Here is a 17556-nt window from a genome sequence, read left to right as displayed (position 1 = left end):
TAATAGGTTAATTATTCGATAACTAGTTTACGGATGCGTGCATTGTTCCAATCGGCGATATAAATATCTCCCTGATCATTCACTGCCACTCCCCAGGGTTGATTAAACTGAGATTCGACAGGGCCGCCATCTTTATAGCCGGCTTTTGTAGGTTGCCCGGCTACTGTAGAAACTATACCATCGGCAGATAACATCCGGATACAATGATTACCATAGTCAGCAATAAACATATTTCCGGCTTTATCAAATTTGATGTCTTTCGGAAAGTTGAATATCGCGTCTGATACCGGACCATCCCTGAATCCCGAACCACCTGGTGCATTCACACGCTTAAAGCCTCCTGTACCGTTCGGATCCCGGAGATCCAAGACAGAAATGCCCTGAGCAAACGTATTGGGACTGGCGTTGGAATGCAGTGTGATATAAAGTTCCCAGGGTTTAGCCGGATTGATGGCCTGTCCGTACTGAGACCCGTAAGGCCCCTGATGTACAATAGTCGCCGCATAAGTAACCGGATTTATTTTCGCAACTTTCCCGTCACGAAAACGGGTATACAGATGTCCGTCATACGGACAGAAGGTCACGAAGTTAGCATAGCGGTCAGCCTGCACTATAGATCCGTAATCAGCAGCAGAGAATTGTGCATTACGCTGACGCAGTATCCAGGCTTCCCGGGGATCAAAGGAGAAGAATACCTCGGCTACAGATTCGTGCGAAACAGTCATAATACCTGTTGCACGATCTACAGTCACCCCATTGGCATACGGATTAGGCGAAGAGGCTGCAGAATATAAAGGTGTCACAATATTCTCCTTCTCATTGATACGTGCAATACCAAATGAACCTCCGTCACGCCAGGTCATAAATAAGTTGCCCTGCGCATCCATATCCAGGTACTTGCCATATACGTGTGCCTGGTCAAGCGGTCCGGCTAAAAAGTTCTTGTCACCTGTCCCGGTGACTGTACTGACCTGCGCCTGAATATGATAGGTAAAAGAGTTGTTGTACACAACTGAATCTTTACCGATAACAACAGAGATTTTAGGATCATCTCCCGGCAACCTCGGTACAATGGCATAAATACGATCTCCACTGGAAGAAATAACGGAAGCCTGTGCATTGTTAAAATACACTTTGATCTTACCCGGGTCCGACCCGAAGTTTTCACCATCCAACAGAATTTTGTCCTTTGCCCCACCTTCCAGAGGATAAAAACTTGTCAGGACGACAGGTTTATTCGGGTCATGAGCTTTTTGCTCAAGCTCACTTTTACTTTCACAGCTGCTCAAAAACAGGGCAACTACAAAAGAATAAGCGGTTAATAGGTAGCAGTTCATTACATAAATAGTTTAGGTTGAGTATATGTTCTTTTTCAGGGGCAATATTAGGGATGTACTGTTTGCTTAAGGTTAACAGCATATTATTATAATATAAGGATTTAACCTTTTTTAACAGGATAATTCACTAACTCTTAACATAAGATGCAGAGCGATATCCGGATCAAGAGCAATGGGGAATGCTAATTTTAAGCAAAGATTTCAGGAAGGTATCTGCACTCAAGTGTCCGTATCTAAATAAAGACAGCGGAAGAATACACAAGATTTTTCTATTCCGATTTTGACATGAAACGGAAGAGTTGAGGAAGGAAGAGAAAGGCTGTACACAACAGTTTATACTGAAGAGCCGTAAGTTTCGGGGAACTGAAACTCAACAAAATCAGGCAGTGCAGAATAGCAGCATTTAGCAATAATGGCTTAGGGAATAGCGAAGGAATAGAAAAAGAATCACAACTTGTCTCAACGCTTCGGAATCACTTTGCCTGAAACCAAAAGACAAAGTCCTCACCAAAGGCAGACTTTATTCTATTAAACGTATCCTGCTTTTTTTAATGCATTTGAAAAATCCAACCGAAACTTTGAAGCATCAAAACCATCTAATTTTTTCTGCTTGTCCGCCAAAATCTGAGTTGACTGATACAGCAATTCAAATACATAGGAACATATCTCTTCCTCTGACACCAGCGCCTTTAGCTTTTCGAAATCGGGCCGGACACTGTAATGCCCCACATTGTAAGAATAAAACTCGGTATATGAGGAAGGATTCCCAACTCTTTTCTGAAAGCGGAATGGATAAGACTTGTGACTTTCTACAAGCTCTAAATCTATCCAAAGCTGCTCCAGATTACCTCCGTAATCCTTGTGCAAGGCTTTTTCAATAGATTCAAAATGTTTCGTTACAGCATCCGAAACATGATAAGTACTATCATCGACAATATTTGCATGAAATGCCACCTTCAAAAGATTTCCATCTGGCTTTGGACGACTTTCCGGAAAATCTCTTATCATTCCAATCTTAAAGGTGCCGTAGGAATTGAAAAATATCATTTTTGTAAATGACTTATCCATTAGCCCTATTTCTTTCTTGTGCAGAACCTTCCCGATTTCGTCGGCAACAGCGGACTTATGCACTAATGAACTGTTACCGGAGGAAATACAGAGATAGATTTCATCATCCGTAAAAATGTTATTTATCGTTTGACGCACAAATTCAGTCTTAAAATCTTCGGTAACCCCGCAATAATGCCATTTTACCTCTCCCTCACTTTGAGCTAAATCCGCATTTTCATTAAGCCAGTTACTGAGGTGAAATTTACTATGGAAAAATCTGAATAATTGTTTTGAGTCCATTGGATTAAGTGTTATTTGATTACTTCAGCTAGGGTTATTTTACATTTCTCACAACAATCCGCAGCCTGATATAAGGAGCATTCGAACACCGGAACTTCGGAATCAGTCCATACGATGCAGAGGGTGAAGCTCGTACTTTTATATCGTTTAGTTCATAAATGTAATGATTGCCTCTTCATTTTTTGTAGCCTCTGCAAAAACATTTTGTAATGTCAAAAATCCATCAGCCAGATAATCAAAAGCATCATCCTCTTCGTCCCAAATGATCGGATAAACTTCTAATTCGTTCATTCTTTCAGGGTTGAACCTTTGTTTTAAATCAGCAATCGTAATTGCCGAAATTTCACCATTTAATTCAGCAACCAGCTCTGCTGTCAAATAATGAGCGGGACCATAACCTAAATCCTGCTCTTCGTCAATAATTTGTCCACTGAATAAAATTCTTACCAGATTGTGTTTTGAAGTAGCCAGACTTTGTCCGGTTAGTAAAAATATAATTCCATCCCAGGACTTGTCAATATCAACCAGATTTTCGGCGTCTTCTTCATCATTATAAATGCTGTCTTCTAATAATGAACTATCTTTTAAATACGCTTCAAGTTCAGACGTTGTCACTCGAAGCAAATTTGCTATCATCCCCATAAGTCAATTATCTTTGTTTAAAAATCTAAAATTTCCTTTTTATCAGGACGATTTTATGTTTATTTTTTTTGATAGCTTATCATTTCAAATTCATAATTTTTGAAAATCCAACTATTTGCTAAATCTATTGCAACTTGTTCACTTATTCTTACTGCTGGATTTATTTCTTCTATGTCATCAATATTATGAGCTTTAAATCTTAAAGGTTTTGTTATGCTTTTTATATAGGAAACTACTTGCAGGTATAAGGGATATGATTTTGGTGAATGTAATTGTATGTCTTCGTATACAAAATACTTACCCTTTTCATCTTCTTTGTCTACACTTACGCCTTTTTGTAATGTAATTTGTACAGCCCAACCCTGAATTCGTACAGCTTCTCTGTAGTGTGTCCAGTGCACCATATTTGCAGGATTGATTATAAAACCTATTGCGTCTTTAACATTCAAACTACATACAAAACTATTTACAGTAATATGAGAAATACTACCTTGTTTCAAATAGTTTTTAGGCTGTTTGTCTGATGTTAATGAGTTGTAAAATTTTGTATATTCTTCTTGTATATCTTCGCCTCTTTGATGGTTAAATTCAATTTCGAATTCTCTACAATATTTTACAAAATCTCTAAATTCATTCGGACTTAATATAAAACTTAATTTCCAAAAACCGTTTTTAATTGTTCCCATATTTTTCTTCGTCAGATTTGTTTTGTATTACCCATAACGTTTCGGAGCTTGGCGATAGTGCGTGATTTCAGAAAACTAAACTGTCAACCAACACGAATTTACAATAGAAGCAGGAAGTTTCAATTAACGAAATCAGCCCTATTGCACCAGACATGTGTTACCGCAAGCTATTTTTTTGTTTCGCATCTGTTTTCAATTACGTTTAATAGTCTGTTTTGAAAGTCCGTTAGTATTATGCCGCCCCAAAATTTCCCATAAAAATTGATTGTTGAAGTCAACTGATAACTTGAAGAAAGAGTCAATTTTACTTGCCCATTTTTTAATTCGGTCAGTTCGTAGGTTGCGTCAACAAAGTTGAAATAGTTACCATTTAGTACATGTTGGTCAAATACTTTTTGTCGCACCGTTAAAGGATCAATTTTTATGTCGAAGGAAACTTTCTTATTCTCTTCAAGTTTCGTGATTGTTTCAATGAACATTAAGCCACCTTCAAAATTCCCTATTCTTTGTCCGCCAAGTCTTTTTTTGTCTACAGTTGCACTTATTGGTCGGGGAATACCGATTGAATTGAAAAATCCTGAATTATATTCTTTCCGATCAATTGTCTGAACTTCTACAATATTATTCCAAATTTTCTCAGGTGTTGCGTCAATAATAACTTCACTTTTTACATTGTAAATTTTAGAAGGACTTTTTATGTATTCTTCGATTGGTGCAAATAGAAAGGGTAGTAAAACCAAGGTCAATAGTTTTCCTTTACTTTTTTGTCTGTTAATTTGAAACATCCTATAAATCAATGCTCCAATTGTTCCTAAAATAAAAAAAGGTGCTGCCAGCACCAACAAGCAAATGAAGTCTTCAATACCAAATAAGAGCATTGTCAAAAAGAAAGTCGAAACTGTCAGCCAAGGAATAAAAATAATGTTCTTGTACGATTTGAGTTTGTCATTGTCAGCAAACATTAAAGGAATAATTCCTAAAATTGTCGGAATGATAAACAGATAAGTCAACGAAGCTAAAGTTGCTTTTTGTCCGAACACCAACCTTGTCACGAGTCCATATGCGATACCGAGAGTAATCCCTGTAATTAGTAGTCCATATCTTTGTTTCAGTCGTGTCATTTTACAATTAGTGGTAAATGTCCGCATAGTGGCGAATTAGAATATAAAAACTTTCAATTTTGCACTAACCTAAGCAACAGCCTTTTACTATTTTCTAAATTTATGAAAAAAGGAGAAACTTTCAATTTCTCCCTTAAACCGCCATTTTATGAAATCCTCATAATTAGCAGTAGCGTTTCAGAGTCTGTTTTGCAGTTCTTCAATTTCCAGCGTTAGCCATTCATTATACCAGGCGTCAAACTTTTGTCTGTTCCCGTTTTTATCTAAAACGGGAGCAATTCCTCCCCAATTATCGCGAAAATCAATCCAGATCTCACCTTTGCAATTTCCGGATATTACAATGAAATAGTATTCTCCGCAACCAATTCCACAAATAGGTAAAACTCCATTTACTTCAAATCTTTCGTAGTATTCATTTCGGGGATTCTCTCCGTTTATCGATATAAATTCTTCAAACTCCTCGTTAGTAGGCTCCCTTAGTTGAAAAAGATCGTTTCTAAATTCGCCGGTATACTTGTCAAACCAGTTGGTGAATTTCTCATACAAATATTCCCAGTTTTCTACGTTATATTCCTCTTCAAATTGAAATGTATTTTCCAGGTCTGTTATGGTGTCATCAAAAATAAAACAATGTTCTTTGTCAAATGTCACTTTTAAAATTCCGAGATCCGGTCCAATTCCGGCATCATCCCAGGTGCTTCCGGTTCCATTTCCAATTTCAGTAAGAAAAAGTTTGTATTCAACAGGTAGCTGCACATTATTGTTGTGCTCGAAGTCACTAATTATATCTTCGTCAAGCGGTGGGTTTAGAGACTTAAAAATTGCATTCTTTTGTTCAGTAGATAATTGATTTTTATCAGCAAACTTTTCAGTTAATTCATGATAACGTCTTAAGTTAGATTTAATTTCTTCAATCAATATTTTACTCTGATTTTTCTGCATATTGTGTGTAACGGGGCGTGTATTGGCGGTAGTAGCGGATTAGAAAGTGGTTATTTTCCACTAAAAAATATTATTTCGGAAAATGAACTTCTATTTACTACAAAACTCGCAATTGCACAAAACCACTCTTAGTGGCAGTTTTTGGACGAATTTTAAGATTCTAAAACTAAACCCTTACAATTGCTACTTATTACCTCAAGTGCATTTAAAACTATATTCAAATCAAATAATTCTCCGCGAAATAACAGAGTATTGTTAAACGAATTATATCCACGATGTGTATTGCCAGTTCTACCTCCATAAAGAGAGGGATTCATCGCTAAATCAATATAAACTCCATTTGCGTGGTTTTTAAACCATTCTTCGACTAACTCATCATAATGCTCAAAAAAATGATTTCTAAATTTACGATTATTAAGAGGATTATTTTGTTCCACTTTAAGTATTTGTCGCAATCTTTCACCCCTCTTTTCATATTTTTTGTTTGGCCAAAGAATCTTGGATACATTTCCAGTAGCAACAAGTATTGATTGTATTGAATCCCATATTTCTGTTTGGTCAAAACTCTCGTTTGCTGCTTGTAAATGCTCAGCAGATCTTTGTGCAACTTTCGATTGCAATACAATTTCACTTAAAAAGATCATGTCTTGAAATTCCATTTAGTTTTGGTTTAGAGTTAGGCTGATAAAATTACTCATAACATATTTTTTAACGAAAGTAATATACGAAACATTTCGCTAATTCGTCTGTATAGACGCATTTCGCCTTACAAACCCAAAAAAAATATAAATTACTACATTTCAATATGTTAAAATAAAATTAAATTAAGTAGAGATATGCTGGCAATACAGTTAAAGCATATAAAGATTACTTCGTTTAGACCTTAAACCTATCAATGGCTATTTATCTTTAAAAATTGGTTGAGTTAATTATCTCTCCAAAGGTCATTATATAAATTTAAGTGGTTTTTAGTCGGTACTCGGGGTGGCAGGATTGGCTCAGCCCCTCTCACCCCAAACGCAATCCCTAAGCCTCCTGCGGATCGAACCAACGGTTCTCATCCCGCCGAAAACAAAAAAAGCCCTGACTTTCGTCAGAGCTTTTCAGTCGTCCTGTCGGGACAATTTTCGAACCATTTTTTGGAAGATTTGAAAAAATTGGCCTTAGAAGACGATAACATTTTCCATTTTTAAAACTTATTTATCGAATGCTAAATAATGTATTAGAGTTTAAAACAAGTATAAATGAGAATTTGCCAAATTAAATTAATCATATTATAGGCTTAGCTTCGAGCTTATAAAGTAAAATATAGTATGACATACCTTTTTAGTTTATGTCTTCATCGATCTATTTTAATTGAACTTTAAGCCTTGCTTATCAGTTTCAGTAGTTAGATCAAAAACATCTTGCTGCTGCTGCCTGTCGGCATCTTTTCGGGACTGTGTTGTGTTATGTTTTACTATGTCAAAGTTGGGAAATTAAATTGTCAGATTTGACAACCTTTTGGATAGTGGATAAAGATTTTTCAAGGAACAAGATATCTATAAAATTTATTAGATTTGATTAAAAAGAAACAACCTATTTATGAATACCAAGTCACTTAAAATTAGTCCTAAATATTCAAAGGCTGACTGGGACAGTTTGAACCTAATTTATGGCTCTAACGATTGGAACACTGCTGTTGACATATTTGAAGATCGGATGAATGGCAGATTCTTCAATCAAATTAAAATACTTGAAAATAATAAAGATATAGGGGTTGGCAAATTTGCTGGTTTCGCTATAATTGCGTTAGACTGCCTGATAATTGAAACTCTTCAACAGTTTTACAATGGACAGGAAGAAACCTCTGGTCATCACTCCATTGCTTTTCATAATTTTTTTCAGAAATCAAATGATTTTAAAGCATTTTTTACAAGCAAGAGAAAATCCTATATATTTTATTTACATATTAGATGTGGGATATTACATCAAGCCCAAACAAAGAAGAAATCTTTAATACATATTCGTAAAGAACCAATTTTAGCTTGGGCGAATGACAATGATATAGAAGAGGGAATATTAATACAACGACAATTATTTCATCAAGAAATCTTATCGGCCCTCTTAAATTATTGTAATGAATTAAGAAACCCAATCAATACAAAGCTTCGTACAAATTTCAAGTCCAAAATGGACTATATAACTTCACAGTTATAATTTACTTTTTATTACCCATCCAAAATAATAATTACTATGAATGAACCTATTGGCCAACATATAGTACCTAGAGTTTATTTGAAGAACTTTTCAACATCAATCAAGAAAAAGGACTATTTCGTGGATGTCTTTTATAAAAAGCAAAAAGACATTAATATACCTAGAGTCAACATCAAAAATATTTGTAAGATCAATGAATTTTACACTTTCGACCACTCACCTTCTGAAATAGATAAAAGATGGTTGGAAAAATATTATGCTAATAATATTGAAAGCCATTACAACAGTATTTACAATTTGCTAACTAATGAAAAGACAGAAAAAATAACACCAGAAATCAAGAATAAAATTCTTCGCCATATAATCTCCCAAGAATTAAGAACTCCTAAAATAGCTCAAGCATTAGATAGTTTGACAGATAGAAGTATCGATTATGTATTCAATTCTCATGAACAATTAGGTACAGAAAAAAAACTATATACAGAAGACGGAAAACTAGCATACGATTGGTCTGAGAAAAGTATAGATGAAGCTAAAACCAAAAATAGAAATGAAAACAGACAAATTTCCAATATCGAATGTATATCAAGATTAAAAGGGCTAGTAGAGTTAAAATTTTCCTATCATATTATGGTGGTTAAATACAATAGCCCGATAGGCTTAATCTCAAGTGATCGTCCCGTCTATACTTCGGAACCGCTATATTCTCCTTCTTGTAATATACAGCTACCAATTGACAAATACCACATGATAAACTTGTATCCCTTTATAGAAGATACGGACCCAAATATTATTTTAAGAATTGAGCATGGGAAAGTTGCTTCCGAACCAGCTGTCAGAATTCTTAATATCTCTCAATTGGAAAGAGCAGAGCATTTCGTTTACGGAGAAAAAAACAATATTTTAAGATCGATACAAGATTTAGATTTCCTAGAAAAAAAACACGAAAAGTGATACCTTCTTACTCTATCTAGTCTCGCTAACAACAAGAAGTTATTTAAGCATTTCAGTTAGAACAGGTATAAACGGAGAATCAAAGTCATGTGATTAGCAGCTTGCGCAATAAACTTCTGATATGTGTCGAGGCAAACTAAGTTATCCGAAAATTCAAGCTTGTTTTTATAAACGATAAAATCATTTTTGATAAATGTAAATTCTCTAAAAAAAACATTTTGGTTTATTGAGTTTAGAGTATCTTCAGTTTGGTTGCTTTTCATTGCATTTACTAATTACAAATAAAATCTCATAAAACAAGTAACTTACTAAAATTCAACAATAACCGCTTATACAAACTACTAAAATTCAATCTTTTCATTATACCTTTGAATGATATAATGAAAAAGATTGATTCTATATCGCTGTTTTAGTTTAACAGACATGAATATTGACATTTATCATATATTTTTAGCTCCATGGAAAAAACTAAGATCGACTTCTGTTGGTAATAAATTTATGCCACTTTTCCTCGTACCTTAAATTTATGATATTCTTTATTTTTATAATGCTGTAGTCCTTACTTTTACCAACAACTCAAAAATTTTTGTTATAGTAATTAAAACAACGGAATCTGACTCTCCTGCTCTACTTCAATATTAACCCGTGCCATCAAATCATACAACGGTATTTCTCCATTTAAGACCTCGAAGCTGACAACAAAGGCAAAAGGCACCTTCTCCTCTAAGTCTTTCTCCCAGCCCTTATGTCCAACTACAGCGAACGAGAGTTCCGTAGGTAGATTATACGATTTTAGTGTTGCCCAATCCTTCTGATTGGCATTAGCTTGTCTTTTAATTTCTTTTACCTGTCCCCAGTTTGGGTGCTCGTCTATTGTCCATGAAATTCGTGTAGGCTGATCAAATGGATCGTCATTAGCTGCATCAACATCATTTTCAATGTCTTTAATCACTTCTTGTTTGAACTCCTCAATTCCCTGCCCCAATAGAGCCGATTGCCAGGAAAGCCAGGATGACAGATATGAATTAATGCGTCTGCGTGTACGTCTACTTTTGGCTGTATAACAAAGTGATACCTCTATCAAGATATCAAAATCTTGGCCCTGACGCCTAAGTTCATCTGGAATTTGAACGGTATATAGATTTGCTTGACCAGGCGATACACCATCTGAGGTAGTAAACGTAATCCGTCTAGCTGAATTTTCTACAGCTCGTACACTATCTGGAATCCCATAGCCGTAATGTCGCATAGCGTTCAAATCAGGATTATGACGGACATGTTCGGGTAAACGCGCAGACTGAAGCAATAATGCCTTATGAAAGAGCGCACCTTCAAATGGAAACTGCGCTACCAACTTCGCCAAGATATGCGATACTTTTGGTGCGGCAAAGGATGTGCCGACTGTATCTCTAGCTACACCTAGTCCTCTGGAAACTACTGTCTCTGGACAAGTTGTTTCTTTGATGATCAAATTATTGCCCATTTTTTCTGTAACCCAATCTCCTCCGTATTCTACAAGCTCCGGTTTGATGGAATTCCAAATCCCCAAACCACTTCTAGAGAAAGAGGAAACATGATCTCTTTGTCCAAATGATTTTAAATCTTCATCTTCATAATGATCTATACAAATAGAACCAACTGTAATAGAAAATAGGCTCTGTGCAGGATCCGCGACTCGCGATGCATTTTCTAATAAATATACTGGGTAATTCCTGCCTGCAGATCGATGATCTTTAATGCCTGGATTATTAGGCTGTACCTTTTCAGTAGATAAATTTCCGGCCGACACCACAAATAGATGTGCATCTTCATGACTCATTCGGTCTAAAGAAGCTGCCCACTGAGACATATGTGTGGTACGACAAGCTACCCTATTGTTTATAGATAAATTAAAAATATGCGCATCTCCAAAATTCAAACAAACATTCTCCATCAGTTCTGGAGGAAATAGCAATGAGGATAGTTGATTATCTCCATCCAATACTCTTGCATTGTAGATATAACAAGGCGCTTGATACTTGCCTTCTCTTGGTATATTATTACCAAACAATACTGCACCCGCAACTCGGGTACCGTGTCCGCCATTTACGACCTCGTCTGCAACAGTATGAGCAGAATTGGGAACAAAACTCATTGACTCTTTGGAAAGTATGGCTGGTAGTAACAATTTATGCCCCTCCATAACTCCGCTATCAATGACACAAACTTTCGGAGCATCAATTGATGGAGGTAAAATATCCATATCCCATTCCTCTCCATCTCCCTCGAACCCGACAGGTGAATCAATAACTGCTTTTTCAATTACTTCAAATACATAAGGGTAATTAAACACAAAATCCTTTAATATTTTTCCTCGAAGACGAACGCTAAAACTAAAGCTATCTCTCTCGGAGATGAAACCACTTATGATTTCCGCACCATAGTTTTCAAGAAAGCGTTGTACATCTTCGTGCCTAGCGAATTCAAAATCGTCCTTTTCTATCTCATATTTTTGATAGCGATCTCTCCATCTTTCAATTCGCTGTTCATATTTTTCATCTGAATCTTCCTTATCCCTTAAAGGATAGTCTGGCGCTTTCAAATAGCAAGCAATCGACACGTCTACTACCAATATATCTTCATCTTCTATCTGGCTCCATCGACGTTGTAACTCTTCTGAAAGAATCTGTTCCACACGCCAGTTCTCGCCCAACACTATATCCCAAAGCTGAGCAGTATTTACCGCTTTATCTTCTTCAATAAATTGCTTGATTTTTCTTTCAAGAGAGCTAAACCCATCTATACTCGCCCCAATAATAAATCCTTCTTCTTCTTCGGAAATAATCTCTATACCAAACCCTTTCAATGCTTCAATATCGAACCCATCAGGGTCCACTTGCAGAAACACTGGAATCATGTTTTCATCTAGATGAGGTAATCCTTCTTGTGCTCTTCTAGCAAGTTCATTTTTATACCGTTCCTTTACAGAGTTGGCATTATTTCCTATAAAAATACCATGACTTCTGCTATTTCTACGATTCTCTATTGTTTTGGGATTTGGTTTGCGGTAACCTGTTTTAAATCGAAAATCACCCTTAAAAGAATCTTTAAAGGTAAGATGTGGGAATTGGCTCATAAACTAGTTGGTTAATTAAAGGCTGTAACTACATTTTACATATTAGGTTTTATAGTTTTTATTTTCTTGAATAGATTGTTGTAAATGAAGCATATCTACTTCTAGCTTTCCACTAAGCACAGCTATCTTAGCTCCGTCTAAAGCAATCTTCACTATGAGTGCAGCAGAGTAATCAAGTAAATCGTCCGCAATACCATTCCAATCCATGTCTTTAGAAACTTTAATAGCTCCTAAAGTATTCTTTAATATTCTTGTGATTTCTCGCTTACCGGGTTTAGGTAATTCAATAATATCATCAAAGCGTCTAAATAATGCAGGGTCGATAGATCCTTGAAGATTGGTCGTGGCAACTATTATTCCCGGCCCATCATAATCTTCTAGAACATTCAATAAGATATTTACGACACGATGCATCTCTCCAACATCTTGTTTGTCCCCCCTAGCCTTTGCTATAAAATCAAACTCGTCCAGCAGTAGTACACATGGGTATGACGCAATCGCTTCAAAAAGTTTGGTTAGGTTGGTTGCAGACTCCCCAAGATAAGAAGAGATAATAGCTTCGAAACGAACCTTTAAAAACGGTAAACCTGTATTCCAAGCAATCCGCTCGGCACTCATGCTTTTTCCACAACCCGGAGCTCCGTGTAATAATACTCTTCTTTTGGGTTTCAATCCAAACAACGCCAAGCGTTCACGAGCTACGTATTCCTTTTCTATACGTTTTATTTTTTCTTCAACAACAACAGTTAATACCATATCATGTCGCAACTCTTCTCTAGGGATTTCGACAGCTAAAGGTATGTTTTTACGATTATCGGTTGGGATAGCGATTGTAGAACCAAAAATATTTTTAAGCTCGCCTCTTAATGATTGATTAGATTGTACATTGCGTTTTAATATACCTGTCAATCTATCGGCCAATTTACTATGGCCTTTTTTACGCTCAGAATCAATAATAGCATCTGCTACCTTAAAGATATCATCATTAGGTTCTCCTTCTATGGAACGAAATAACCGAAGCATTAGATCTTGATTCATAAAGTTGTAAGCATTTTAGCATTAAATATACAAAAATTGTTCTTATAAAGCTGCAAAGATACAAATTATAGTCTTATGAACACCTCAATTCATTTTTATCAAACCACTCAATTACCATAAAATATATTAAATTGCTAAAAACTACAAATGTCAAAATTAAAAACCTGCGCCTATTGCGACAAAGAAGGCCCTATGACAAGAGAACACATTTGGCCAAAATGCATCATTGAAAGGATGCCTGACCTTACATCAAGATATGTAGGCAGCCAAAATAAATATATAAGTGGTGAATTGGTTATAGCCGATGTATGTGCAGAGTGCAACAACAAGAAACTATCTGATCTCGATGCTCACTTATGTCTACTTTTCGATCGCTACTTTCATCAGTTCCAAGAAATATCAAATAATTTTGAGTTTGAATATGATTATGATATGTTGATGCGTTGTCTACTTAAAATCACCTATAATTCTTCACGAACGATAATCAAAGAGAACAATCCATTTGCAAAGTATCGTAAAGTCATCCTAGATGGAGGGGTACAAAGAGAAGATATAATAATCAAACTTGACCTTGTTATTCCTTCTAATGAAGAAGGGATAATACTCCCCCCACATTCAGCCAGATGCGCATCAATTGACACCGGGAGAAAGCTCGAACACTTCATTATTCGTTGTATAGCAATAAATTCATTCTATTTCTATATCATTCTTTCAAAAAAAGAGTCTGTAGAATCAAATGTAATAGAGGAGCTTAAGTTTGTCATGCATAACGTTCCAGGTGTAATTGTACACCCTTATCGTTCAAAGATTATCGTGGATGATATATCAGGAAAAAACACTAGAGATACGCATGAACATTTTATATATTCAACTAAAGATAGTTACGAAGCATTCCTCAAAAAAAGAAAATAAATTTTTAAGTTATTAATATATCTATTTATGATTAAAACGTCCGAAATATGTCCGAAAAAAGAAAAAGCCACTGAATATCAGTGGCTTTTGTCGGGGTAGCAGGATTGGCTCAGCCACACAATCCCCAAACACTATCCCTGAGCCTTCTTTGAATCGAACCTAGGTTCTCACCCAAGCCACACCCATAAACGAAAAAAGAGTCCTAACTTTCGTTAGAACTCTTTTTAGTCGGGGTGGCAGGATTCGAACCTACGACCTCCACATCCCAAATGTGGCGCGATACCGGGCTACGCTACACCCCGAAAAGGTATCACCTTTATTTTCTGTGGCACAAATATACGGCGAAAAACCATTTTGTCAAATATTTTTTGACTTCTCTGCCAAATATATCTGTAACCCACTCATAACGAACTTTATTAAATATTATTTACATCTTATATAATACCCGCAAAATTGTGTACTTTTGCATCCGAAATACAAGAACTCAACTTTTTGAAAAAAGTATTTTTGAAATTGAAAAAAAAGCTGTAATATTGCATTCCGATTTTTACAGGACAAAATCGTTATTAATTACTCGAAATCATGGATTTAGTAAAATTTGTAGAAGAACAAGCGGTTACGAAAAACGAAATTCCCGCTTTCAAAGCAGGAGATACCATCAGCGTTCATTATAAAATTCGCGAAGGAAACAAAGAGCGTGTGCAAGTGTACCAAGGTGTGGTGATCCAATTAAACAGCGAAGGTACTAATGCAACTTTCACCGTACGTAAAATCTCTAACGGTATTGGTGTTGAGCGTATTTTCCCTGTAAATTCCCCTAACATTGACCAAATTGTAGTAAATAGCTACGGTAAAGTTCGTCGTGCGAAATTATTTTATTTACGCGATCGTACTGGTAAAGCTGCTCGTATCAAAACAAGACGAGTATAATTATTTACTCAACGAACATAAAAAAGGCTTTGAAGATACTTCAAAGCCTTTTTTATGTTTACTTTGCTGTACCCGGATTAATATTCAGATACAAATGGCTTGGTCTGCATAATATCGTCGATCTGCGTTAACACCTCCGGTGTCAGTAACGGCAATACCTCCAGAGCTTTCAGATTTTCCAGCAACTGACTCTCCTTGGTCGCACCTAAGATAGCTGTAGTGACATTTGGATTGCGTACACACCAGGCAATCGCCAGTGTAGGCAACGACACACCCAGCTGCACCGCCAGTTTACCCAACTCCTCTACCCTGTTCAGTTTATCCTGCGCAAGCGCTCTGTCTTTAAGCCAACCATAGCCTTCCAGTGCCAGACGCGAATCTTCAGGTATACCGTTATTATACTTTCCGGTTAGCAAACCCGAAGCCAGCGGACTCCAGATCGTCGTCCCCATACCCAGATTCTTAAAGATAGTCAGGTAATCCGCTTCCATCTTCTGGCGGTTAAACAAGTTATACTCCGGTTGTTCGACAGCAGGAGCTTCCAGTCCTAGTCTACTTGCTACAGCATGCGCTTCCACAATCTCCGCTGCAGACCATTCACTCGTACCCCAATACAGAATCTTCCCCTGCTGAATCAGCGTATTCATCGTACGCACCACCTCTTCAATCGGCACATTCTTATCCGGACGATGGCAATAATACAAATCCAGATACTCCACCTGCAGGCGTGTCAGCGCCTCATGGCAGGCCTCCGTAAGATGCTTACGGCTCAATCCATGCTGATTAGGTTTTTTATCCGCACCCTTCCAGCCAAAAAAAGCCTTGCTGGATACGACATAAGATGAACGGTCCCAATCCTTCTGCTTCAGGATACGTCCCATCATCTCCTCCGACAAGCCGTTGGAATAAACCTCTGCATTATCAAAAAAATTGATCCCGGCATCATAAGCCACAGACATAAGGCGATCATTCTGCTGATCATCCGTCTGACGGGCAAAAGTCACCCAGGATCCGAAGGAAAGCACACTCAATTGGAGCCCCGTCTTTCCCATTCTTCTATATTCCATAAAAACTATCTAATTTATATATGTACTAAAGTTATACTTTCAGACTGATATTTGGGAAAAAGAGTTCTAAAATTTCGTTGCAACATTTCTTTTACAGAATGGCCAGAATTTCGTTGCTAAAACAATTTACTTTAACTTCAACATTTATATTAGCCCTATACATGAAAAACATTCTGCTATCGACTATTTGTACACTGTTATTGGTTTCCCCCTGTTCCGGCCAACAAAATACAGCCCAGTTCGAGGCCTTGCAAAGCATACCTCAGACCTATGCTGTAGTAAAAACGGAAAAACCGGTAGAAATTGACGGAAAAGCCAGCGAACAAGACTGGCAGAATACAGCCTGGACAAATCTTTTTGTCGATATACAGGGAAAACAGCTTCCGGATCCGGCCTATAAAACACAGGTCAAAATGCTATGGGATGAAGAATACCTGTATGTATATGCGCAAATGGAAGAGCCGCACATATGGGGTAATCTCGAGAAACATGACGAGATTATATACCACAACAATGACTTTGAGATCTTTATCAAACCTAATATCCACCAAAGTGAATATTATGAAATAGAGGTCAATGTACTCAATACCATCTTTGACCTGTTGCTATCGAAGCCCTACCGTTTTGGCGGAAATGCACTCGTACACTGGGATGTTAAAGGATTGCGTTCGGCTGTCCACAACGAAGGAACAGTCAATAATCCGGATGATACAGACAAGTACTGGGCCGTAGAAATGGCTATTCCGTTTGAATCCTTACGGGCTTACGGGCCGGGCAATGCCCCTAAGCCAAAAGATTACTGGCAGATCAATTTTTCACGTGTGCAGTGGCAACATGAAATCCAGAACGGAAAATACAGCAGAAAATTAAAAAACAATAAACGCATAGAAGAAGACAACTGGGTATGGTCTCCGATAGGAGTCATCAATATGCATTATCCGGAACGCTGGGGCTATATCCAGTTTGTAACCGAACAGCAGGATACCGTACCGGAACTACCTCCTTATTATGCGATATCCAAACTGAGCTGGAACATCCATTATTTACAAAAACTGTATTTTGACAAGAATAAGGTCTATACGTCCAAACTAAGTCATCTGCCTTCCTTTACGACACATATTCAGCCGTATCTGAAAACCTATGACGTTGAACTGTTGACGAATTCGCAAAAAAACTATTATAGCCTGCTCCTGCGCAGCAAGTCCAATCCCAGACAGACTGCTACAGTAGACAGCAAGGGAAATTTTGATACTAATCCATAAA

15 protein-coding genes and 1 tRNA gene are annotated in these 17556 nt (G+C 36.9%); 5 read left to right on the top strand and 11 right to left on the bottom strand.

Annotated elements, in window-relative coordinates; translation table 11 throughout:
* Positions 1 to 11: 11 nt before the first annotated feature.
* From B4B65_RS07890 to B4B65_RS07860, 7 genes are all read right to left on the bottom strand, one after another.
* A complete protein-coding gene (locus B4B65_RS07890) occupies positions 12 to 1337 on the bottom strand; it encodes an IPT/TIG domain-containing protein (protein ID WP_201680232.1) in 1326 nt (441 codons plus the stop codon).
* A 528-nt stretch (positions 1338 to 1865) separates the two neighbouring features.
* Positions 1866 to 2687 (bottom strand): hypothetical protein, encoded by an 822-nt coding sequence (locus B4B65_RS07885; RefSeq protein ID WP_293914889.1) that lies wholly within the window; start codon positions 2685 to 2687, stop codon positions 1866 to 1868.
* A gap of 147 nt (positions 2688 to 2834) precedes the next feature.
* Positions 2835 to 3329 carry a YfbM family protein gene (locus tag B4B65_RS07880; RefSeq protein WP_293914887.1) on the bottom strand — a complete coding sequence of 165 codons (495 nt, stop codon included), beginning with the start codon at positions 3327 to 3329 and terminating at the stop codon, positions 2835 to 2837.
* Positions 3330 to 3388: 59 nt separating this feature from the next.
* The gene (locus B4B65_RS07875; protein WP_293914885.1) at positions 3389 to 4015 is read right to left on the bottom strand and encodes a hypothetical protein; all 627 of its coding nucleotides are present in this window, start codon (positions 4013 to 4015) and stop codon (positions 3389 to 3391) included.
* 167 nt (positions 4016 to 4182) lie between these two features.
* The gene (locus B4B65_RS07870) at positions 4183 to 5136 is read right to left on the bottom strand and encodes a hypothetical protein (RefSeq protein WP_293914883.1); all 954 of its coding nucleotides are present in this window, start codon (positions 5134 to 5136) and stop codon (positions 4183 to 4185) included.
* A gap of 177 nt (positions 5137 to 5313) precedes the next feature.
* A complete protein-coding gene (locus B4B65_RS07865; RefSeq protein ID WP_293914881.1) occupies positions 5314 to 6078 on the bottom strand; it encodes an SMI1/KNR4 family protein in 765 nt (254 codons plus the stop codon).
* 152 nt (positions 6079 to 6230) lie between these two features.
* Positions 6231 to 6737 carry a hypothetical protein gene (locus tag B4B65_RS07860; protein ID WP_293914879.1) on the bottom strand — a complete coding sequence of 169 codons (507 nt, stop codon included), beginning with the start codon at positions 6735 to 6737 and terminating at the stop codon, positions 6231 to 6233.
* Between the two features lie 925 nt (positions 6738 to 7662).
* Here B4B65_RS07860 and B4B65_RS07855 point away from each other — a divergent pair.
* Entirely contained in the window at positions 7663 to 8277 is a 615-nt protein-coding gene (locus tag B4B65_RS07855; RefSeq protein ID WP_293914878.1) for a hypothetical protein, read from the top strand.
* Positions 8278 to 8313: 36 nt separating this feature from the next.
* Positions 8314 to 9231, top strand: coding sequence for a DUF4238 domain-containing protein (locus B4B65_RS07850; protein ID WP_293914876.1), 918 nt, complete (start codon positions 8314 to 8316; stop codon positions 9229 to 9231).
* 598 nt (positions 9232 to 9829) lie between these two features.
* Here the strand turns inward: B4B65_RS07850 and B4B65_RS07845 are convergent.
* Entirely contained in the window at positions 9830 to 12346 is a 2517-nt protein-coding gene (locus B4B65_RS07845; protein ID WP_293914874.1) for a S8 family peptidase, read from the bottom strand.
* Positions 12347 to 12388: 42 nt separating this feature from the next.
* A complete protein-coding gene (locus tag B4B65_RS07840; RefSeq protein WP_293914872.1) occupies positions 12389 to 13384 on the bottom strand; it encodes an AAA family ATPase in 996 nt (331 codons plus the stop codon).
* Positions 13385 to 13531: 147 nt separating this feature from the next.
* On the opposite strand from B4B65_RS07840, the gene B4B65_RS07835 reads away from it, so the two are divergent.
* Positions 13532 to 14296, top strand: coding sequence for a hypothetical protein (locus B4B65_RS07835; protein WP_293914870.1), 765 nt, complete (start codon positions 13532 to 13534; stop codon positions 14294 to 14296).
* Positions 14297 to 14524: 228 nt separating this feature from the next.
* Here B4B65_RS07835 and B4B65_RS07830 read toward each other — a convergent pair.
* A tRNA-Pro gene (locus tag B4B65_RS07830) sits at positions 14525 to 14598 on the bottom strand.
* A gap of 280 nt (positions 14599 to 14878) precedes the next feature.
* Between B4B65_RS07830 and rplS the strand changes: the two genes are divergently transcribed.
* Positions 14879 to 15226 carry a 50S ribosomal protein L19 gene (rplS, locus tag B4B65_RS07825; protein WP_002993135.1) on the top strand — a complete coding sequence of 116 codons (348 nt, stop codon included), beginning with the start codon at positions 14879 to 14881 and terminating at the stop codon, positions 15224 to 15226.
* Between the two features lie 77 nt (positions 15227 to 15303).
* Here the strand turns inward: rplS and B4B65_RS07820 are convergent, their stop codons facing one another.
* Entirely contained in the window at positions 15304 to 16293 is a 990-nt protein-coding gene (locus B4B65_RS07820) for a potassium channel beta subunit family protein (protein ID WP_293914868.1), read from the bottom strand.
* Positions 16294 to 16454: 161 nt separating this feature from the next.
* On the opposite strand from B4B65_RS07820, the gene B4B65_RS07815 reads away from it, so the two are divergent.
* On the top strand, positions 16455 to 17555 hold the full coding sequence (locus B4B65_RS07815) for a carbohydrate-binding family 9-like protein (RefSeq protein WP_293914866.1): 1101 nt from the start codon (positions 16455 to 16457) through the stop codon (positions 17553 to 17555).
* Position 17556 lies beyond the last annotated feature (1 nt).

The organism is Sphingobacterium sp. UBA5789, from assembly GCF_002418355.1.
GTDB lineage: Bacteria > Bacteroidota > Bacteroidia > Sphingobacteriales > Sphingobacteriaceae > Sphingobacterium.
The sequence above is the reverse complement of the archived record's forward strand: the minus strand, read 5'-3'. Positions and strand labels throughout refer to the sequence as shown.